Genomic DNA, 20181 nt, shown 5'->3' on the forward strand with positions numbered 1-20181 from the left:
TCACCGGGGCGCTTCCCTGGTCAGATAGGTGTGGTGGGTGCTGAAGCCCACCCGGCCGTACAGCGCGACCGCTGCCGTGTTCCGCTCCTCCACCTGCAGATAGGCACGCGTGGCGCCGCGCTGCGCCGCCCATCCGGCGACGGCGCGGACCACGTGCTGCGCCAGGCCGCGGCGGCGTGCGGCGGGCGCGGTCTGCACCAGCGAGAGCCCCAGCCAGCGATCAGGTCCGGTCACCGCGCCCCGGGCGACCGCGAGAAGGTCACCCTGGGCGTCGCGCACGGAGACGAAGACCTTTTCGGGTACGCCCGTCAGAATGCGGATCGCGGCGCCCGGCAGGATCCCCTTGTGCTCGGCGACCATGGCGTACCAGGAGTCGGTGGGCGAGTCGGCCAGGTCCACCGGCGGCAGGTCGGTGCGCGCGGGCGCGGCCAGGATCGGCGCGAGCGGCGCGGTCTGCACGAGGGTCAGCGGCCGCGCGGTCCAGCCCCGCTCGTCGAGAGCCGCGTTGACCGGCGCGGCGAGGGGGAGCGGCGTGTTGATCAGGGGTTGCTGGCCGCGCTCGTCGTACCACCGGGCCACCGCGTCGATCGCGGCCTCCAGGGGCCGGTCCGGGTCGCCCACGGCGAGCGCCGAGTTGGCCCGGCCGGTCCAGTTGTCCGCCGCGCGCAGGATCCACCCGCCGAGCCGGGACCGGACCGGGGCCGGCCAGGCCTCGTCCGCCGCGAGTTCGAGCGCGATCACCTCGGCCGCACGGGGACGGCGAGCCGGTGGGACCCGCTTGGCCCGGTGCACCTCGCGCAGCGGCACACGCAGGGTTCCCTTGTCGGTGGCGAGTGTGAGATCGGTCTCCGTGAGGTCGACGAGTTCGCCCAGCGCATCCGTGAAGAGCGTGCGCTCTCCGGTTACGCCTACAATTCGCCGTACCACCACCCGGTGTCCCACATCCTGCTGTCGGAGCACGCATTACCTCCCTAGGCGGGGAATACTAGGCTCTGCAATTCGTCGTGCGCGGTCCCCGCGGCGTGGCTTTCGAAGGGAAAGACCCGTGACCTACATCATCGCTGAGCCCTGCGTCGATGTTCTCGACAAGGCATGCATCGAGGAGTGCCCGGTCGACTGCATCTACGAGGGCAACCGGATGCTCTACATCCACCCCGATGAGTGCGTCGACTGCGGGGCCTGCGAGCCGGTCTGCCCCGTGGAGGCGATCTTCTACGAGGACGATGTCCCGGACCAGTGGAAGGACTACACCAACGCGAACTACGAGTTCTTCGAGGATCTCGGTTCGCCCGGTGGCGCCTCCAAGGTCGGCAAGATCGACAAGGACACCCCGTTCGTCGCCGGTCAGGCGCCGCGCGGGGAAGGGCACTGAACGCTCTGTCGTCGGCTCTGCCGGACTTCCCCTGGGATCTGCTGGAGCCGGCCAAGGCGCTCGCCGCGGCCCACCCGGACGGCATCGTGGACCTCTCGGTCGGCACGCCGGTCGACTCGGTCCCGCCGCTCGTCCGGCAGGCCCTCGCCGATGCTTCGGACGCGCCCGGATACCCGCTGACCGCGGGCACCCCGCGGTTGCGCGAGGCCATCGCGGGATGGCTGGCGCGGGAGTGCCGCGCATCCGGTGAGCTGGGCGTGCTGCCCACGATCGGCTCGAAGGAACTGGTCGCCTGGCTGCCCACGCTGCTCGGCGTGGGCCCCGGCGACGTGGTGGTCATCCCGTCCGTCTGCTACCCGACGTACGAGGTGGGCGCCCGTCTGGCCGGCGCCGAGGTGGTCCGGTCCGACTCGCTCACCGCGCTCGGGCCCGACCGTCGGATCAGGCTGATCTGGGTCAACTCGCCGTCCAACCCGACCGGTCGCGTGCTGCCCGCCGAACACCTGCGCAAGGTGGTCTCGTGGGCCCGCGAGCGCGGCGTCGTGGTGGTCAGCGACGAGTGCTACGTCTCGCTCGGCTGGGAGTCCACACCGGTCTCGGTGCTCTCGGACGAGGTCACCGGTGGCGACTACACCGGTGTCCTGGCCGTCCACTCGCTCTCCAAACGGTCCAACCTGGCCGGTTACCGTGCCGGTTTCGTCGGCGGCGACCCGGCGCTGGTCCGCGAGCTGCTCGCGGTCCGCAAACACGCCGGGATGATCGTGCCGGCTCCGGTGCAGGCCGCCATGGTCGCGGCGCTCGGCGACGAGGAGCACGTGGCCGAGCAGCGCGCCCGCTACGCGGCCCGCCGCGACACCCTGCGCACCGCCCTGGTGAAGTCCGGGTTCGAGATCAGCCACTCGGAGGCCGGTCTCTACCTGTGGTCCACCCGGGACGAGGACTGCTGGACCACCGTTGACCGGCTCGCCCGCCGCGGCATCCTGGCCGCACCGGGCGCCTTCTACGGTCCGGCGGCGCAGCGGCACGTGCGGATCGCCCTGACCGCGACCGACGAGCGGGTGGCCGCGGCCGCCGACCGGCTCGCCGAGCCGTTCGGGGACTGACGCCGTGGCGAGCCCGATCGTGGTGGTGCACGGCGAGGCACACCGGGAGATGCCGCCGGAACAGGCGGTCTTCTCCGTCGTGGTGTCCGCCGCTGACCGCGATCGGGCGGTCGTGCTGTCCCGGCTCTCCCAGCGAGCCGCCGACGTCGGCGCGATCCTGGACCGCTACGGCCCCGTGGTCGAGCGCCGGGAGACCGCGGGCGTGCAGGTCCACCCCGAGTTCAAACGGCGCGGCGAGCGCGTCACGTCGTACGCTGGAAGTGTCTCGACGACGGTGACCGTGACCGATTTCACCGCGCTCGGGTTGCTCCTGGCCGATCTTGCCGCCCAGGAGCTCGCCTCGATCTCCGGACCCTGGTGGCAGCTGCGCCCGGGAAGCCGGGCCGGTGCCGATGTGCGCCGCGCCGCCGTCGCCGACGCCCTGACCCGCGCCCGGGAGTACGCGTCCGCCGTCGGCAGCGAGATCGACCGGATCGTGGAGATCGCCGACGTCGACGCGACCGCGCCGCACCCGATGATGCGGAGTGCGTTCGGCGCTGCCGAGGCCGCCGACACCGGGACCGGTTTCGATCTCTATCCGCAGCAGCAGACCGTCGAGGCCCGGGTCCTGCTGCGTGTCACCATCACCGAGCCGACCGTGCTGGGCCGAGGCGCCACCGGCTGATCCGCCGATTTCGCCACCGTGCGGGTGGGTCGTCGGCGAGACTCGACGCCATGCGCAAGGGCCTCGGGCACCTGCTGCTGCGGGTGGCCAACGTGAATCCGCGAAGTGTGTCCACACACTCGGACCGCGTTCTCTATCGATCTGTCGGCGTGTTCATCCTGCTCTACTTCGTCTACGCGACGGTGGGCGGTGCCGCGTTCATCGACGCCAGCACCGGATACGCCCATCCCTGGTACCAGTGGGTCGTCGGGCCACTGGTGGCGATGGGGGTGGTGGCGTACGACCGGGCCGTGGTGGGCCGGGTGGCGATCAGCTACGACCGGCTCGACTCGGCGGACCCGCGGCACCTGCTGCGCCGTCCGACCCTCGGCCTCTACCTCGGCCGGCTCGGGCTGGCACTCCTCTTCGCCGTGGTGATCACCGAGCCGCTGATGCTGGCCCGGTACCGAGGCGAGATCGACGCCCGCCTCGCCGCGGTGCAGAGCGCCCAGCTGGACGCGCTCGATTCCGGCGGTGCGGTCGCTCTCTACCGGGCCCGGCTCGCCGAACTCCGCAGGGAAGCGGGCGCAGACGACGACGCGGTGCGGTCGCTGACCGACCGGGCATCCTCGAAGCGTGACGACGCGCGGCTGCTGTACCGGCAGGCGCTCGCCGACTCCGAGGGTTCCGGTGTCACGCACAGCCCCGGCTGTCCGCGCGGCGGTTACTGCTACAACCTCGTGCAGCGGTCGCGCCTGTTGGACGGCGAGGCCGCGGCACTGGACCGGCAGGCCACGGCGCTGCACGATCAGCAGGGTGCGGCCCGCTCCGCGCGGGCCGCGGAACAGGCCCGGCTGGGCGAGCAGATCGGCGCGGCGCGGGCTCAGAACGCTTCAGTGGTACGGGCGGACGCCGGCTTCGGCGCCCGGACAGCGGCCATGTGGCACCTGGTCACGGCGGACTTCTGGGGAGTCGGCCTGTTCTACTTGGGCATCGCGTTGCTGCTGGTGGCGCTGGACTGCGCGGCTATCGGGCTCAAGTTCGTGTCGCGGGGCAACATGTACGAGCGGCACGAGGCGCGGATCGCGCGGCTCCGGGAGCACGAGGCGTACCTGATTCACGAGCGCGAGATCCACGATGCTCGGACGTACGGTGACGCCACCGCCAAGGTGATCGCGGACGGGATCGAGGCGGCCAGTCACGACGGGCGGCTGACCCGGACCGCCACGGAACGTGCCCGAGCGGTCCTGACCCACGCGGTCGTGGTCGATCCCAACGCGGTGGACCGGCCTGTCCCGCGTCACCGCATCAACGCGTAAATCTCATCGGCGGGCCGCCGCGTTCATCGGCTGGCCGCCTTCATCGCCGGGCCGCCGCGTTCATCGCCGGGCCGCCTTTCATCGCCGGGCCGCCGCGTTTATCGGCGGGTCGCGGCCCAGGCGGCGCCCGCCGTCACCAGCAACCCGCCGGCGACCGAGGCCAGCAGGCCGTGGTGCTGCGACGCCCACAACTGCAGGCTGCGGCTCTTGGCCTGATCGTCGAAGGCGCCGTGCGCGCCCGCGTCCCCGCCGCCCCGGCCGTCGGCAGGTGAGCCGTCGGCCGGTGACCAGAGGTTGGCCGGCTCATGCGGGTCGCGGGCCTCGTCGGTCTGCTGGCTGCCGTACCCCTGCCAGGCCAGGTACCGGTCGAGCAGCCCGGGAGCGACGGCGTTCGCGGCCAGGGTCAGCGCGGTCGAGCCGCCGACCCAGTACTCGCGGCGTTTCGGGTGATCGGCGGCGTACAGCACGGCGCGGGCCGCCACCTCCGGCTGGTAGATCGGCGGCACCGGCTGCGCCTCGCGCGGCAGGCGGGACAGCACCCAGCGGAACTGCGGGGTGTTCACCGCCGGCATCTGCACCATCGTCACGTGGACGTTGCTCTTCTCGTGCAGCAGTTCGACCCGTAGCGACTCGGTGAAACCCTGCACCGCGTGCTTGGCACCGCAGTAGGCGCTCTGCAGCGGGATGCCCCGGTACGCCAGCGCCGACCCGACCTGCACGATCACGCCGTGGTCGCGGGGCCGCATCCGGGACAGGGCGGCGCGGGTGCCGTGCACGTAGCCGAGGTAGGACACCTCGGTGGTCCGCGCGAACTCGTCCATCCCGATCTGCTCGAACGGGGCGAAGACGCTGGAGAACGCGTCGTTGACCCACAGGTCGATCGGGCCGAGTTCCTTCTCGATCCGCTCCGCGGCGGCGTCGACCGCGCCGAAGTCGGCGACGTCCACCTCGATCGGGAGGGCGGTGGCGCCTGTCTCGCGTACATCCTCTGCCGTAGCCGCAAGGCCTTCCCCACCGCGAGCGAGCAACGCGACCGCATCGCCCCTCGCCGCCAGGCGGCGGGCCACCGCCCGCCCGATTCCGGCGCTCGCACCGGTCACCACCGAGATCCTGCTCATGGTCTCCAGATATGACCGGTCGCGCCGCGCGGAAACCTCAGGGCCGCTCGGCCCGCGCCTGCACCGGAACCGTGTAGGTCGCGTCACGGCACGCCGGTGGCCCCCCGTGCCGCACCGTGATGGCCCGGTGCAGCACGAATGCGCCGATCGTGTTCTTCGGCACCTCCCAGGAGACCGCGAAGCTGCCCTCGGTGAGCTGCACCGGCGGGTCGACGCAGCCGGTGTCCCGGTGCGTCTCGTCCGCGATGACCGGCCCCGCGCCCTGCCGGATCGAGGTCACCCGGATCGGCACCGAGTGCTGGTTGGTCACGGTCACCGTGAGGTCGCCGACCTCACCCGGCCGTAGCGTGTGGCTCGCGCTGGAGCTCCCGCTCAGCGCGAGTTCGAAGACCGTACCGGCCACCTCGCTCGGTGCCTCCGGCCCGTTCCACCGCCAGTACGCCCACGCCGCACCCGCGTTCGCCAGCAGCGCCGCGATCGCCGCCGCGGTCAGGATCATCCGGGCGCGACGGTCGAACCGGCGCCGCGGCGCACCCGGCCGGTGCACCTCCCACGTCGGTTCCTCGTGGTCGGCGGCCCGCAGTTCAATGTGCGCGCCGGCCTCGGAAAGGCTGGGCAGGACGTCGCGCTGATTCACGACGTGGTCTCCGCGGTGCCAGCCGCGGCGGTAAGGCTCGGTTCGGGCATGCGGCTTGCTCCTCCTCGAAGGCCGGCGTGAATGATGCCTGTTCGGCGCTCATACAACGTTCCCTGATAGAGATGTCCGATGTGATCGGTTTTCCGTACGCCCTTCCGGCGCATAAATCGGACAGGTCTGCCTAAACGGCCTACCCCTGCCGAGTGACGGAATCGGACACCGCCGTTGCCTTCCGTTCATGCCTGTGAACTGCGGCAAGCACCCGGTCCTGCCGGGATGCCCGCCTAGCGCTGCGCGCCCGCCTGCCCAAATCCGCGCCGGTCGACCGCTGGTCCGGCTCAGCCGATTGTGGCCGCCGTGGTCTCCTCCACCGGTGTCGCTGTCGGGGTGGCTGTTACCGCTTCCGTCGGCGCTGCCGATGTCGTGGGCGACGCCGAGGGCGTCGGACCCGCCTGGGCCGCTGCGATCGCCGGCTCGGTCTGTGCCGGCTGAGGGGCCTTCTGACTGGCGGCCTCCTCGCGTTCCTGCTTACCGCGGCGCACCTGAACCGGCTCGCTCGCGGGACCGGTCCAGTGCGCTCCGGCGGTGGCGTGAACGACGTAGGACCACTCGCCCTTCCCCTGGGGAGCCTTCTCGTCGAGGCAGGTCAGCCTGGTGGACGGCACTGTGCAGGCGACCGCCCGCGCGTCGGCGGTCAGGCGAGTCACCACATAACCCCCGACCGGCGCTCCGGACGAGAATGTCGCCTTCGGCCAGGAGATCTGGACGTCCTTGCCGGACAGCTCCGCGCTGGGCGTCCCGACTCGCGGCATCTTCTCGGTGGCGGCGGTACCCCGGCCCGAGCTCACCGGCACGCTCCAGCTCGCCCAGGCGGTCAGCCCGGCGCCGAGGGCCAGGCTGACTCCCACGCCTCCGGCCAGCACAGCGGCCTTCCCCGCGCGCCTCATCGCTTCACCCGCGTCGCGGTTGCGGTGATCGCCAGGTGGAACGTAGTCCTCTGACACGCGTCGGCAGCCGTGTTCGGCATCGCGACCTCCAGCTCGCCGGGCGTCTTCCGGCCGCGCGCGGGCACGGTGATCGGCAGTTCCCCGAGAAAGGATCCGACTCGCAGGTTGGTCGCCGTCGGCTTGCAGGCGCGGTCCGAGGTGGACACGAGCCGGGCACCGAGCCGTCCGACGCTGATCGGAAACGGATAGGGGTTCACCACGGTCAGCCGAGTGCGCCTCACGGCGCCCGGATGAAGATCTTTCACCGGCGTCGCCTGACGTCGAACGCGAAGGCCACGTCGGAGGCTTCAGACGTACGCGAACCGGCCGCGACCCACACGCACACCACAGCCGCGGTCGCCGCCACGACCCGCCGCAAACGTTCAACTCGCATCGCTCCTCCCGCTCGCGGTCAGCGGGATGGTGAAGGCACCGCCCTGGCAGGCGGAATCCGAACTGTTCGTCATCCGGACGGAACCAGGGAGCAGGAACTCCCTGCTTGACCTCGCCGGAATCCGCCACAGGACGGTGAAGTTGTTCGCGGTGAGCGAGACGCCGGTGTTCAGGCAACCCGCATTCCGATGTGCCTCATCCACCGTTGTTCCACCCGGTCCCGGCCGGACCGAGCTCACGCGCACCGGGAAGGTGTTGTCGTTCTTGACGGTCACCCGCAGGTCGGACTTGGCGCCTGGATAGAGCGGAACGTCGGGGTGGGGGAGCCCGGCGAGCCGTAACTCGACACCCGAGCCCACCGTCGTTGTCGAGATCTGCGATCCGCTGATCTGCCAGACAGCCCATGCCGCCCCGCCGGTCGCCGCCAGCACTGCGATGGTGACCACCGCGAACAACGGTCGAGCGCGCATCGATGATCTGGACACGTTGCCGTTCCTGTCTGTGTGGAGGGGCGCGGAAGGAGGGCGCCATGACAGCGCCCTCCTCGTCGAGATGATCAGGAAGCGGCGCTCACCGCGGCGACCGTGACCGGGATGGTGAAGTTGACGCCCTGGCAGCCGTTCTGGGGGTCGGCGATCATCTTGAGCGCGTCATCGAAGGTGATCGTCGCCTCGTCGGTCGCCGAGCCCGCGGCGCCTAGCGTCGGCAGACTCGCGGGCTGGTCCGCGTCCTCGTTGGCGACGACGTTGTTGTCGGCGCACACCGTGTCGGCCACCGCATTCGTGATGGTGCCGATCGAGACGCTGGTGATTTCGGCGGGAAACGCATTGGTGTTGGTCACCGTGAAAGCGACATCGTTCGTGCTGCCGGGGCCGAAAGCCGGGGTCACAGTGATGCCGCTGACGCTCAGCTGTGCCGCCGAGCCCGCCGTCGCCGCCGCTGATCCGGTGCCGGAGAGCAACCAGGCCGCGTAGGCCGCACCGGCTCCGGTGACCGCGATGACGCCGGCGGTGACGAAGGCAGCGGAACGCTTGGTGAACTTGCGCATGGGATTGTTCCTCCTGGAACGGGACAGCGTGCAGTCACCCCGGTTCGGGGTGCACGTCGTTAGTCGGGTGTCACCGGGAGCCCTCAATGCGTCCCCGGCGCTGCGACAAAGATGACCGACCGCGCATTTCCCGGCGATCGGTCTTCCTGCCGGGCTGTTGCGTGCGTTCCGGTTACCACTGGGGAGTGACGGGAGCCGTCAGTCCGGCCCGGCACGGTCCGATCCCGACCGGCCACAACGGGCGTTCACGTGCATGGATGTCCACATGCACGCCGAACCCGTGAACTCAAGCGCGACCTCTCGTCGCGCTCTCCGGAACGGCCGTGGAGAAGCTTGAAACATGAAGCTTTAATGTGAAACAAAACGGTGTGGCAGAATAATTTCCGTGCAGCAAACACCAACGGATTAACGGGCGATCCCCTGAAAGAGGCTTGCGCCTTATGCCTCTGTCGGCCGGGCCGCCTGCACGAGGAATCGGTGCGCCCGCGCGGTGAACTCGCCACGCGCCCGGATCGTCGCCGAGAGCCGGGCCAGTGCCCGCTCGTAACGCTGCGGCGTGAAGTCCCGGATCTGCCACGGCACCGTGCGCAGCTGGTGGACCACCGCGGAGATGTCCCGGAACACGACGAGCGGGTGCTCCTCGCGCACGTCCGTCACCCGCAAGCCGGCCGCCTCCAGCGCCGCCACCGCGACGTCCGCGTCCCAGCGGCGCGGGTGCGGGGGTGGCGCGCCCAACTCGACGTTGAGATCCGCCAGGTCGTCGCTGCCGACCTGCTGGGTGAGCAGGACGCCGCCCGGCTTGAGCAGGCGGGCGATGTCGGCGGCGGGCAGGCGGCCGTGCCGGCTGAGCACCACGTCGAACTCGTCCTCGCCGGCGGGCAACTCGGTGAGCACGGAGACGCCGAACGGGGCGAGCCGCTCCCGGGCGGCCGGAGTGTTCCGCGCCCAGCTCTCCACGGCCACCGTGTAAGGCGGAAGAGGCGCCAGCTCGGCGAGCAGCTCACCGCCGCCCGTGTCGAGATCCAACAGGCTGAACGCGCGGCGCAGCAGGGGCCGGGCCAGCTCCGGGAACGACCACGACGGCTCGGACGCCACGGCCAGGCCGTCCAGCCAGGCGAATTCCCACCCGGTCATGGAGGCGCCGGTAGCCGCGGCGTTGAGTTCGTCCTCCTGCCGGTTGCTGCGCACGTTGGGAAAAGTAGCCGGGCCTCGGCCCGAGGAGCGACTCCATCCCGCGTCCCATACGGGACCGGTGCCGGACTGTGGCTGAACGGTTACCAGAAAAGCTCTGGATGTGACGGTCAGCACCGAACCGGCATCAGGATCGAGAACCGGTCCGTCTCACCCGGCGCGCGCACTGCCAGCGGCCGCACCGGGCCGTCCAGCTCGAGGACCAGCTGCCCGGAACCGCCGGCGTCCAGCGCCTCGAGCAGGAACTCGCGGTTGACCGCGACGTGGCTCTCCGCGTCGGCCCGCCAGTCGTCCTCGGCCGCCAGACGCACGCCGCCCGCGGGGTCCAGCCCGAGGATCGAGACCGCGTAGGCCGCGCCCTCGTGCTCACGGGCGACGACCGGCGCGGCGGCGAGTCTCTCCCGCAGGTCAGCCGCGTCGACCGCGACCCGCCGGGTCTCCGGGCCGGGCGGGTTGAGCAGACGGCGATAGTCCGGAAAGTCGATCTCAACGGGCTTGTCCTCGACAACGCGGTCGCCGGCCCGAGCCGAATCCCGGTCGCCGGCCTGCGCCGAATCCCGGTCGGCGGTTCTCGCTGACACCCGGTCGCCGGCGAGGTCGAGGACGATGAGACCGGCGGGCAGCCCGCGCAGCTCGTCGGTGAACGTCAGCGGCAGGAAGTGCCGGCCCGGCGGTCCCTCCACCCGCGCCGGTGCGGTGGCGACGGCCAGGCGGAAGCGGTCGGTGGCGACCAGCGTCAGGACGTCCTCGGCGGTCTCGAACAGCACACCGGCCGGGATCACGTCACCGGCTGCCGCGGCGGCGAAGCGGACGGCGTCGAGGGCGGCGAACAGGTCACCGGCGGCCACTGTGACTCTGGTCATCAGGTTCTCCTCCAGGTCGAGCAGGGCGTGCAGCCGGAGGAGCTCACGACGGGCATCGGCGAGGCCGGCCTCCAGTCTTTCCCGATGCAGATCGAGCTTCACCCGTACCGAAGAGGGGTTGGAAAGGTCTTGGACCGCCTGCGCGATCTCTGCGACTGGCATTCCCACTCGTCGGAGGCCGGCGACCAGCCGGGCAGCTTTGATCTGTTCCGCGGAATATCGGCGGTAGCCGGTGACCGGATCCACCACGGCCGGGACCAGCACGCCCGCGCCGTCGTAGAACCGCAGCGCGCTGACGCTCAGCCCACTGGCCCGGGCCACCTCGCCGATGCCACGCATGTCGCTCCTCACCCGCCTCACTCTGATGTCTCACCCAGGGTGAGAGTCAAGCCTGAACCACAAGCGTGACGCCGATCGCAGCCATGACCACGGCGATCAGGCCGTCCAGCACGCGCCAGGCCGCCGGGCGGGCCAGCAGCGGGGCGAGCCGGTGGGCGCCCGCGCCGAGTGCGGTGAACCAGACCAGGCTCGCGGCGGCCGCGCCGAGACCGAAGGCCCAGCGGTTCGCGTGCTGCTGCGCCACCGAGCCGAGCAGCAGCACGGTGTCCAGGTAGACGTGCGGGTTCAGGTAGGTGAGGGCGAGGCAGGTCAACAGCGTTGCGCGGAGGGTGGCCGGCGCCTTCCCGGCCGGGTCGAGCGCCTGCGGGCGCAGGGCTCGGCGGGCGGCGAGCACCGCGTACCCGAGAAGGAAGGCGGCACCCACCCAGCGGATCCCGGTCACCAGCGCGGGCTGGGCGTTGAGCACGGCGCCGAGGCCGGCGATGCCGGCAGAGATCAGGGCAAGGTCGGAAAGGGCACAGGTCAACACCACAGGGAGTACGTGTTCCCGACGCAGTCCCTGCCGGAGCACGAAGGCGTTCTGTGCACCGATCGCGATGATCAATACGGCAGACGCCGCAAAACCGGCTAAAGCGGAGGCGAGCATGTCTCGACGCTACGGCCGGATACTCGTGCACTCCAGCTAATCATTCTCACGATGGATTAGCGTTGCTTAACATGGACCAGGTTCAACTGGAGACCTTCCAGGCCGTGGTGGATCTCGGCAGTTTCGAGGCGGCGGCCCGTGCGCTGCACGTCACACCGTCGGCGGTCAGCCAGCGGATCAAGGCTCTCGAACAGTCCGTCGGCCAGGTCCTGGTGCGCCGGTCGAAGCCCTGTGTCGCGACGACCGCCGGCCAGGCGCTGGTCCGCTTCGCCGGGCAGGTCGCGCTGCTCGAGCGGGAGGCCCTCGATCAGGCTCGCGGCGACACCCGGCTGTCGATCGTGGTGAACGCGGACTCGCTCAACAGCTGGTTCCCGCCGGTGCTGCTCGGGGTGCCGGATGTCACCTTCGAGGTGCACACCGACGACCAGGACCACACCGCGGAACTGCTCCGGGCGGGCACCGTGATGGCGGCGGTGACCGCCGAGCACGTCGCGGTGCAGGGCTGCCGGGTGGAGAGGCTCGGCGTGATGCGGTACCTGCCGGTCGCGGCGCCCGGTTTCGACGTCACCGACCTGAGCCGCGCGCCGATGCTGCTCTACAACCGCAAGGACCGGCTCCAGCACAGGTTCCTGGGTGCCCGGCCGGAGCCGCCGATCCACTACGTGCCCGGTGCGGCCACCTTCAACGAGGCCATCCGGCTGGGACTGGGGTGGGGACTGGTGCCGGAACAGAACGCCCGGCCCGATCTCGAGACCGGGCGGTACGTGGACATCCGCCCCGGCGAGTACCTCGACGTGCCGCTCTACTGGCAGTACTGGCGGATCGAGTCGGAGACCCTGAACACGCTCACGGCCGCCGTGAAGACGGCGGCCGCGGCGTCGTTGCGTACCTGAGTCAGTCGTTGGTGTGCAGCGCGCTGTTCAGCTCGATGCCGGTGCCCTTGCGCGGGCGGGCCTCCAGGGCGCCGGAGACCGAGTTGCGCCAGAACAGGAGATTGTTCACACCGGAGAGCTCGATGGCCTTCACCACACGCCCGTCGGGCAGCGTGATCTTCGAGGCGGCGGTGATGTAGGTGCCCGCCTCGACCACGCAGTCGTCGCCGAGCGAGATGCCGACACCCGCGTTCGCGCCGAGCAGGCTGCGCTCGCCGATGCGTACCTTCTCCTTGCCGCCGCCGGACAGCGTGCCCATGATCGACGAACCGCCTCCGATGTCCGAGCCGTCGCCGACCACGACGCCCTGGACGATGCGGCCCTCGACCATCGAGGTGCCCAGCGTGCCGGCGTTGAAGTTGACGAATCCCTCGTGCATGACCGTGGTGCCGGCGGCCAGGTGGGCGCCGAGGCGGACCCGGTCGGCGTCGGCGATCCGGACACCCGACGGCACCACGTAGTCGATCATCCGGGGGAACTTGTCCACGCCGTAGACGGCCAGCTGACGGCCGGCCGCGCGCTCCAGGAAGCGCAACTCGTTGACCCGCTCGGGCGGGCACGGGCCGGCCGAGGTCCAGGCCACGTTCGCCAGCTTGCCGAAGATCCCGTCCAGGTTCAGCGCGTTCGGCTGGACCAGGCGGTGCGAGAGAAGGTGCAGCCGCAGGTAGCCCTCGGAGGCGTCGGCGATCGGGTCGGCGAGCGACTTGATCGCCACACGGACCTCGACGGTGCTGAGGCCGGGGAGCAGCTTGGGGCCGGTCAGCCCGGCAGGGAGAGCCGGGGCGTCGGCGGGCTCCTCGCCCAGGCCCAGGAATCCGGCCGGGAACCAGGTGTCCAGAACCTGTCCGTCGGCGGTCACGGTGGCGAGGCCGATACCCCAGGCGGGTGAAGTCGAGAGCGCGGTTTCCACGGTGCAGACCCTACTAGAACAGCTACGGCGCCCCGGTATGGTGCGGACATGGCCAACCCGCTTACCCCGGACGTGCTGGTCGACCCGGTCGTGCTGACCCGCGCCCTGGTCGACATCGAGTCCGTCTCCCGCGACGAGAAGGTGATCGCCGACTGCGTCGAGGAGGTCCTCCGCCAGGCCGGTCACCTGACCGTGCGCCGGCACGGGAACACCGTCATGGCCAAGACCAAACTGGGCCGGGCCCAGCGGATCGTGCTGGCCGGACACCTCGACACGGTGCCGATCAACGACAACTGGCCGTCCACTGTCGTCGACGACCTGATCTACGGCTGCGGTACGTCGGACATGAAATCCGGTGTTGCCCTTGCGCTGCACCTCGCGGTCACGCTGCCCGACCCGCGCTACGACATCACCTACCTCTTCTACGAGGCCGAGGAGATCGAGGCCGAGTTCAACGGGCTCAACCTCGTGGCGGAGAGCCACCCCAAGTGGTTGCAGGCCGACTTCGCGGTCCTGCTCGAACCGACGTACGGGCTGGTCGAAGCGGGCTGCCAGGGGACGATGCGGGTGCGCGTGCACACCCGTGGCCGGCGGGCGCACACGGCACGGGCCTGGCGTGGGGTGAACGCGATCCACGCGGCGGGCGAGGTGCTGCGGCGGCTCGAGGACTACCACCCGCGGACGGTGACGATCGACGGGTGTACGTACCGGGAGGGGCTCAGTGCCGTACACATCGCCGGTGGCATCGCCGGCAACGTCGTCCCGGACGAGTGCGCGATCGACGTGAACCTGCGCTTCGCGCCGGACCGCTCCGAGAAGCAGGCCTTCGAGCACCTCAAGGAGGTCTTCGAGGGGTACGAGATCGAGATGACCGACTCGGCTCCCGGCGCGCTGCCCGGCCTGAAGGCGGCGCCCGCCCGCGAGTTCCTGGCCGCGATCGGCATCGAGCCGTCCGGCAAGCTGGGCTGGACCGACGTGGCACGGTTCGCCCAGCTCGGCATCCCCGCCCTCAATTACGGCCCCGGCGACCCGTCCCTCGCGCACGCGCCGGACGAGCACGTCGAGATCGGGAAGATCCGCGACGGCGCCGCGACGTTGTATCGCTGGCTGGCGGCTGACTAGGCCTAGGCCTGGGGGACCGCCACCCGTCCGATCGCACGCTGCGGGACCACGGCCATCGCGGCGGGCAGGTCGAGGGGCAGGTCCCGCGGCGGTATCTCCATGGTCGCCTCGGGATCCACGGCCGACTGGGTGTCGCGTGCCGCGAGTCTCTCCTCGACCACGAGGCGGATCCGGCGCTGCATGCGGCGCTGCATCTTGAGGCGCTCGTATCGGTTCGTCACAGTGGCTGCTCCTTAGCCGGGAGCCCGGTGATGCCAGGTCGGTAACAGTACAGACGTGCTGGCGCTACTGTCGGTTGCTTCAATCTGGCAAAAAGGTCTGCGCGTCGCAATCCTCTTACCGAAACGCAGCCGGTTATTCACCAGGTACTGACCGTCCGCACTACCTTGGTTGCATGACGGAGAGCACCAACGGGCGACCGAACCCCGGGCCGGAACGTCATCGCGGCGCGGTCACGTTGCGGCGTGACTCCATCCCGCCGAGCACCGCCGACCAGAAACTGCTCGACTCCCACAACCGGGGCGAGTGGAAGACCAAGGACGCCTGGCGGGCGCTCCGGATCCTCTCCGAGTTCGTCGAGGGCTTCGACACCCTGGCCGACCTGCCGCCCGCGGTGAGCGTGTTCGGCTCGGCGCGCAGCGGCCCGGACAGCTACGAGTGCGAGCTGGCCGAACGCCTCGGCGCCGCGCTGGCCGAGGCGGGCTACGCGGTGATCACCGGCGGCGGACCGGGCGTCATGGAGGCGGCCAACCGGGGCGCCACCGAGGCGGGTGGCATGTCCGTGGGCCTCGGCATCGAGCTGCCCTTCGAGCAGGGCCTCAACGACTGGGTCGACGTCGGGATCGACTTCCGCTACTTCTTCGTCCGCAAGACCATGTTCGTCAAGTACGCCCAGGCGTTCGTGGTCCTGCCCGGCGGCTTCGGCACGCTCGACGAGCTGTTCGAGGCCATCACGCTGGTGCAGACGAAGAAGGTGACCAGGTTCCCGGTGATCCTGATGGGCGCCGAGTACTGGGGCGGGCTGGTCGACTGGCTGAAGCGCCGGATGCTCGACGAGGGCAAGATCAGCGCCATGGATCTCGACCTCATCCAGATCACCGACGACGTCGACGAGGCGGTGCGGATCATCGTGGACGCCGACGCGGCCCTGCACGACACCAACGGGACGCGGTGACGTGGCTGCCGTCTGCGTCTTCTGCGCCTCGTCGACCACTCTCGAACAACGCTGGCTGGACCTCGCCACCGAGACCGGCCGCCAACTCGCCGAGCGGGGGCACACCCTGGTCTCCGGCGGCGGCTGCGTCGGCATGATGGGTGCGGTTGCCGACGGCGCCCGGACCGCCGGCGGGCACACCCTCGGCATCATCCCGCAGTGCCTGGTCGACCTGGAGGTCGCCGACGTCGCGTCGGACGAACTGGTGGTCACCACGGACATGGGCGCCCGGAAGAACCTGATGATCGACCGTTCGGACGCGTTCCTCACCCTGCCGGGAGGCCTCGGCACACTGGACGAACTCTTCGAGGTCTGGACCACCGCGACGCTCGCCGTGCACAACAGGCCGATCGTCCTGCTCGACCCGGACGGTTTCTACGACGGCCTCCTGCGCTGGCTCGGCACGCTGGTCGACCAGAAGTTCGTCCGGCCCGCCGGGATGGAGATGATCCAGATCGCCCGATCGGTTCCGGCCGCGCTCGACCTCATTGAGGACACCCTCGGCGAGCAATAACGTCGTACCGGCGTGCTCTCATAGATGCCGTGAGCACGCCGGCCCCCCAGTCCCCGGTGCGCCGGCCGGCCTATCGCCTGGTTCGGCGCCCCCGCGCGGCCGTGCCCGGGCTCCCGGCCGACGAGACGCAGCGCCGGGTCACCGAGCACACGGCCGGCCCGCTGCTGGTCGTCGGCGGTCCCGGCACCGGCAAGACGTCGGTCCTGGTCGAGGCGGTCGCGGCACGCATCGCCGACGGCGCCGACCCGGAGCGGATCCTGGTGCTGACCTTCGGCCGTCGCGGGGCCGCGGCTCTGCGCGACCGCATCGAGGCACGCATCGCCGACGACCCCGGGCGCATCGTGCACGAGCCGTTGGTGCGGACCTTCCATGCGTACGCGTTCGGCCTCCTCCGCCGGGCCGCCGCCGAGCGAGGTGAGCCGTCCCCGCGCCTGCTCACCGGTCCCGAGCAGGACCTGATCATCCGCGAGCTGCTCTCGATCGTCGGCGACCCGGAGGCGACCGACACGATCGGCTGGCCCGAGGGTCTGCGCTCGGCCCTGCCCACCCGAGCCTTCGCCCAGCAGCTCCGCGACCTCATGCAGCGCGCTGCGGAACGCGGCGTCGGCCCGGTCGAGCTGGCCCGCCTGGGCGAACGCCTCGGCCGCGACGACTGGCCGGCCGCTGCCCGCTTCCTCCGGGAGTACGTCGCGGTCCTCGCCCTGCGCGACGTCACCACCCGAGGCTCCACCGCCTACGACCCGGCCGAGCTGGTCCGAGCCGCCTCCGGGCTCCTCGCCGACGAGCCCGACCTGCTGGCCGCCGAGCGCCGCCGCCTCGAGTTCGTCTTCGTCGACGAACTCGCCGAAACCGACCCGGCCCAGATCGAGCTCCTCTCCCAGGTCGCCGGCGGCGGCAAGCCCCTGGTCGCCTTCGCCGACCCGGACTCCTCGGTCTACGCCTTCCGAGGCGCCGACCCCGAAATCGTCTCCCGCTTCCCCGACCTCTTCCGCACCGCCGCCGGCAGCCCGGCCGCCGCGATCGCCCTCCACACCAACTACCGAGCCGTTCCGCCCCTGCTCACCGCCACCACCCGCGTCGCCCGCCGCATGCGCGGCCCCATCGGCCACCGCCCGATGTTCCCCCCAACACCGACAGATCCAGCAGCCCCACCTGCCTCCGCCGATCCGCCTGGGGAAACCGCGGCGGCGGAGTTGTTCGGGCCCAGGGCGGAGGCGGTGGTTCGGACGTTTCGGTCACCGGCGGCTGAGACGGCCTATATCGCGCATGCGCTTCGGGAGGCGCACCTGCTGCACGGGGTGCCCTGGTCGCGGATGGCGGTGCTGATGCGGTCGACGATTTTGCAGCAGCCGTCCGTGCAGCGCGCCCTTGCCGCGGCCGGGGTGCCGACCGTGACGCTCGCCGAGGATCTGCCGCTGCACCTGCAGCCGGCGGTCGCGCCGTTCCTGCTGCTCCTGCGCTGTGCGCTCGACCCGCAGGTGCTCGACGAGGAGGCCGCCGTCGCGCTGCTGCACTCGGCGCTCGGTGGGGCCGACCCGCTGGCCGAGCGGCGGCTGCGCCAGGGTCTGCGTGCGCTCGCGCTGGCTGCCGGCGACCGGCGGCCGTCGGGCGAGTTGTTGGTCGACGCGGTACGCGACCCGGCCGGCCTGGACATGGTCGAGCGCCGCTGGGCCCGGCCGGCGCAGACCATCGCCCGTCTCCTGGCCGTCGTGCGCGACGCCGCCGCCGAACCCGGCGCCACCGCCGAGGACGTGCTCTGGACCGTGTGGCGGGCGAGCGGCCTGTCCGACCGGTGGTACGCGATGAGCACCCGCACCACCCCCATGCCCGACCAGCGTGAAGTGGGTCGGGCCCGCCAGTGGCGTGCCGAGGCCGCCGACCGTGACCTCGACGCGATCGTGGTCCTGTTCGATGCGGCCGCCCGTTTCGTCGACCGGTTGCCCGGCGCGCGCACCGAGGTCTTCATCGACCACGTCCTCGGCCAGGATTTGCCCGCCGACTCGATCGCGCCGAGCGCCGACCGTGGCGAGGCGGTCCGGCTGCTCACCGTGCACGCCGCCAAGGGCCTGGAGTGGGACGTGGTGGTGCTTGCCGGCGTGCAGGAGGGCATCTGGCCGGACCTGCGTCTGCGTGGAAGCCTGCTCGGTTCGGAACGCCTCGTTGACGTGCTCGCCGGCCGCCCCGCCAGCGGCGCCGCGGCGATCGTGGCCGAGGCGTCCGCGCTGCTCGACGAGGAGCGGCGGCTGTTCTACGTGGCGGCTACCCGGGCACGGCGACGCCTCGTGGTGACCGCCGTGGCCTCCGCGAGTGCCGGCGGTGCGGGCGGTGAGGAGCAGCCGAGCCGCTTCCTGAGCGAGCTGGCGATTCCAGTGCCGCGCTTCGGTGAGGGCCCGGAAGCACCGCCACCAGCCGATCCACCGGACCCCGACCCCTGGGACACCGGCCCACCCGACGACCCGAACAACACCCCCGGCCCGTCGGACAGCACGGGAGCGGCGGCGACAGAGGATGCGTATCCCGACAAAACGCTGCAAAGCGACCCGGGGCGAGGTGCGGAGGATGGGGCGCCGCGAGGCGAGGACGACGAGGCGGCGCGGGAAGAGGCGGCGCGGGAAGAGGCGGCGCGGGAAGAGGCGGCGCGGGAAGAGGCGGCGCGGGAAGAGGCGGCGCGGGAAGAGGCGGCGCGGGAAGAGGCGACGGAAGCGAGAGAGGCAGAGGGAGCAGAAGGGGCAGAGGGAGCAGAAGGGGCAGAGGGAGCGGAAGAGGCACGGGCAGGGGAAGAGGCAGGGGAGCCAGACGACGAGGCCGACCCCGAACTCCCCGTCGGCCGGGCGCCCCGAGCCCTGACCCTCGCCTCGCTGGTAGCCGAACTCCGTACCGTAGTAATCGGAGCTGAGGAAACGCCCAGCCGGCGCCGTGCCGCCGCCGCTGAGCTCGCCCGCCTCGCCGCCGCCGGTGTCCCCGGCGCGCACCCCGACGAGTGGTGGGGACTTCGCCCTCTCTCCGACGACCGCCCACTGGTCGACGAGGGTGACCCGGTCAAGGTCACACCGTCGTCGATGGAGAGCGCGCTGCGCTGCAGCCTGCGCTGGCTGCTGGAACGGCACGGCGGCGCCGCACCCGCCGGCCCCGCGCAGGGCATCGGCAACCTGGTGCACGCGGCCGCGATGCTCGCCGAGGACGCGAACGCCGATCGGGAGAAGCTGGTGGAGTACGTCTCCGCCCGGTTCGACTCGATCGAGCTGGCGGCGCGCTGGCTCGCCGGGCCGGAGCACGAGCGGGCCCAGGGCATGGTCGACAAGCTCCTGCGGTGGCTGGCCGTGAACCCGCGGCGGCTGCTCGCGATCGAGCACGAGTTCACCGTGCGGCTGGAGGACGAGCGGCTGCCGATTCAGCTGACCGGACGGGTGGACCGGCTCGAGGTCGACGAGGACGGCCGGCTGGTCGTGATCGACCTGAAGACCGGGAAGACCACCGCCGTCTCGGCCGCCGATGTGGCCGAGAATCCGCAGCTCGCGGGCTATCAGGCTGCGGTGGACGCGGGTGCCTTCGCGGACTACGGCACGGATAGCGGCGGGGCGGCCCTCGTGCAGCTCGGCCCGGGCAAGGAGGCCCGGGAGCAGATGCAGGTGCCGCTCGCCGACGCCGTCGACCCGCAGTGGGCGTACGCGATGGTGCGCCGCACCGCCGAGACCATGGCCGCGTCGACGTTCTCCGCCGTGGCGAACAGCCGGTGCCGGGTCTGCCCGGTCCGCACCAGCTGCCCGATCTCCGGCAAGGGCCGCCAGGTCGTCGAACCGGGCCCGCAGCGACCGGACGACCGACGATGACG

General features: G+C 71.2%; 22 protein-coding genes. 9 read left to right on the plus strand and 13 right to left on the minus strand.

Going from position 1 to position 20181, the window contains the following annotated elements:
- Complete coding sequence (locus tag AB0M02_RS02505) at positions 1-960, minus strand: GNAT family N-acetyltransferase (protein WP_364220240.1); 960 nt, start codon at positions 958-960, stop codon at positions 1-3.
- Positions 961-1045: 85 nt separating this feature from the next.
- Between AB0M02_RS02505 and fdxA the strand changes: the two genes are divergently transcribed.
- From fdxA to AB0M02_RS02525, 4 genes are read left to right on the plus strand one after another with little or no spacing between them, the layout of a single operon-like run.
- Positions 1046-1372: a ferredoxin gene (gene fdxA, locus AB0M02_RS02510; RefSeq protein WP_364220243.1), complete on the plus strand. Its 327-nt coding sequence runs from the start codon at positions 1046-1048 to the stop codon at positions 1370-1372.
- Positions 1369-2475 (plus strand): succinyldiaminopimelate transaminase, encoded by a 1107-nt coding sequence (gene dapC, locus AB0M02_RS02515; protein ID WP_364222493.1) that lies wholly within the window; start codon positions 1369-1371, stop codon positions 2473-2475. Before fdxA ends, dapC begins: the two co-directional genes overlap by 4 nt.
- Before the next feature lie 4 nt (positions 2476-2479).
- Positions 2480-3139 carry an SIMPL domain-containing protein gene (locus AB0M02_RS02520; RefSeq protein WP_364220246.1) on the plus strand — a complete coding sequence of 220 codons (660 nt, stop codon included), beginning with the start codon at positions 2480-2482 and terminating at the stop codon, positions 3137-3139.
- 50 nt (positions 3140-3189) lie between these two features.
- Positions 3190-4437: a DUF4407 domain-containing protein gene (locus tag AB0M02_RS02525; RefSeq protein ID WP_364220249.1), complete on the plus strand. Its 1248-nt coding sequence runs from the start codon at positions 3190-3192 to the stop codon at positions 4435-4437.
- 98 nt (positions 4438-4535) lie between these two features.
- On the opposite strand, the gene AB0M02_RS02530 is transcribed toward AB0M02_RS02525, so the two are convergent.
- The 10 genes from AB0M02_RS02530 to AB0M02_RS02575 form a co-directional block, all read right to left on the minus strand.
- A complete protein-coding gene (locus AB0M02_RS02530; protein ID WP_364220251.1) occupies positions 4536-5555 on the minus strand; it encodes an SDR family oxidoreductase in 1020 nt (339 codons plus the stop codon).
- A 37-nt stretch (positions 5556-5592) separates the two neighbouring features.
- Positions 5593-6192, minus strand: a complete 600-nt coding sequence (locus AB0M02_RS02535) for a hypothetical protein (RefSeq protein ID WP_364220254.1) — start codon at positions 6190-6192, stop codon at positions 5593-5595.
- Positions 6193-6530: 338 nt separating this feature from the next.
- A complete protein-coding gene (locus tag AB0M02_RS02540) occupies positions 6531-7139 on the minus strand; it encodes a hypothetical protein (protein ID WP_364220257.1) in 609 nt (202 codons plus the stop codon).
- Positions 7136-7420: a hypothetical protein gene (locus AB0M02_RS02545; RefSeq protein WP_364220260.1), complete on the minus strand. Its 285-nt coding sequence runs from the start codon at positions 7418-7420 to the stop codon at positions 7136-7138. Before AB0M02_RS02545 ends, AB0M02_RS02540 begins: the two co-directional genes overlap by 4 nt.
- 20 nt (positions 7421-7440) lie before the next feature.
- Positions 7441-7572, minus strand: coding sequence for a hypothetical protein (locus AB0M02_RS02550; RefSeq protein ID WP_364220263.1), 132 nt, complete (start codon positions 7570-7572; stop codon positions 7441-7443).
- Entirely contained in the window at positions 7562-8017 is a 456-nt protein-coding gene (locus tag AB0M02_RS02555) for a hypothetical protein (protein WP_364220266.1), read from the minus strand. The genes AB0M02_RS02550 and AB0M02_RS02555 overlap by 11 nt, the downstream gene beginning before the upstream one ends.
- A 110-nt stretch (positions 8018-8127) precedes the next feature.
- Positions 8128-8619 (minus strand): hypothetical protein, encoded by a 492-nt coding sequence (locus tag AB0M02_RS02560; RefSeq protein ID WP_364220269.1) that lies wholly within the window; start codon positions 8617-8619, stop codon positions 8128-8130.
- A gap of 438 nt (positions 8620-9057) precedes the next feature.
- On the minus strand, positions 9058-9807 hold the full coding sequence (locus AB0M02_RS02565; protein WP_364220272.1) for a methyltransferase: 750 nt from the start codon (positions 9805-9807) through the stop codon (positions 9058-9060).
- Positions 9808-9920: 113 nt separating this feature from the next.
- Positions 9921-11012, minus strand: coding sequence for a MerR family transcriptional regulator (locus tag AB0M02_RS02570; RefSeq protein WP_364222496.1), 1092 nt, complete (start codon positions 11010-11012; stop codon positions 9921-9923).
- Between the two features lie 46 nt (positions 11013-11058).
- Positions 11059-11658 (minus strand): LysE/ArgO family amino acid transporter, encoded by a 600-nt coding sequence (locus AB0M02_RS02575; RefSeq protein ID WP_364220275.1) that lies wholly within the window; start codon positions 11656-11658, stop codon positions 11059-11061.
- A gap of 71 nt (positions 11659-11729) precedes the next feature.
- Here AB0M02_RS02575 and AB0M02_RS02580 point away from each other — a divergent pair, with 71 nt between their 5' ends.
- Complete coding sequence (locus AB0M02_RS02580) at positions 11730-12551, plus strand: LysR family transcriptional regulator ArgP (protein WP_364220278.1); 822 nt, start codon at positions 11730-11732, stop codon at positions 12549-12551.
- A 1-nt stretch (position 12552) separates the two neighbouring features.
- On the opposite strand, the gene dapD is transcribed toward AB0M02_RS02580, so the two are convergent.
- Positions 12553-13500 carry a 2,3,4,5-tetrahydropyridine-2,6-dicarboxylate N-succinyltransferase gene (gene dapD, locus AB0M02_RS02585; protein WP_364220280.1) on the minus strand — a complete coding sequence of 316 codons (948 nt, stop codon included), beginning with the start codon at positions 13498-13500 and terminating at the stop codon, positions 12553-12555.
- Positions 13501-13548: 48 nt separating this feature from the next.
- On the opposite strand from dapD, the gene dapE reads away from it, so the two are divergent.
- On the plus strand, positions 13549-14622 hold the full coding sequence (dapE, locus tag AB0M02_RS02590; RefSeq protein ID WP_364220283.1) for a succinyl-diaminopimelate desuccinylase: 1074 nt from the start codon (positions 13549-13551) through the stop codon (positions 14620-14622).
- A gap of 2 nt (positions 14623-14624) precedes the next feature.
- On the opposite strand, the gene AB0M02_RS02595 is transcribed toward dapE, so the two are convergent.
- Positions 14625-14843, minus strand: coding sequence for a hypothetical protein (locus AB0M02_RS02595; RefSeq protein ID WP_364220286.1), 219 nt, complete (start codon positions 14841-14843; stop codon positions 14625-14627).
- 173 nt (positions 14844-15016) lie between these two features.
- On the opposite strand from AB0M02_RS02595, the gene AB0M02_RS02600 reads away from it, so the two are divergent.
- The 3 genes from AB0M02_RS02600 to AB0M02_RS02610 are packed head-to-tail and all read left to right on the plus strand — an operon-like array spanning position 15017 to position 20179.
- Positions 15017-15796, plus strand: coding sequence for a TIGR00730 family Rossman fold protein (locus AB0M02_RS02600; protein WP_364220289.1), 780 nt, complete (start codon positions 15017-15019; stop codon positions 15794-15796).
- Between the two features lies 1 nt (position 15797).
- Positions 15798-16349: a TIGR00730 family Rossman fold protein gene (locus tag AB0M02_RS02605; RefSeq protein ID WP_364220292.1), complete on the plus strand. Its 552-nt coding sequence runs from the start codon at positions 15798-15800 to the stop codon at positions 16347-16349.
- Positions 16350-16378: 29 nt separating this feature from the next.
- A complete protein-coding gene (locus AB0M02_RS02610; protein ID WP_364220295.1) occupies positions 16379-20179 on the plus strand; it encodes an ATP-dependent DNA helicase in 3801 nt (1266 codons plus the stop codon).
- Positions 20180-20181 lie beyond the last annotated feature (2 nt).

This window comes from Actinoplanes sp. NPDC051861 (genome assembly GCF_040681145.1).
Taxonomy (GTDB): Bacteria; Actinomycetota; Actinomycetes; order Mycobacteriales; family Micromonosporaceae; genus Actinoplanes.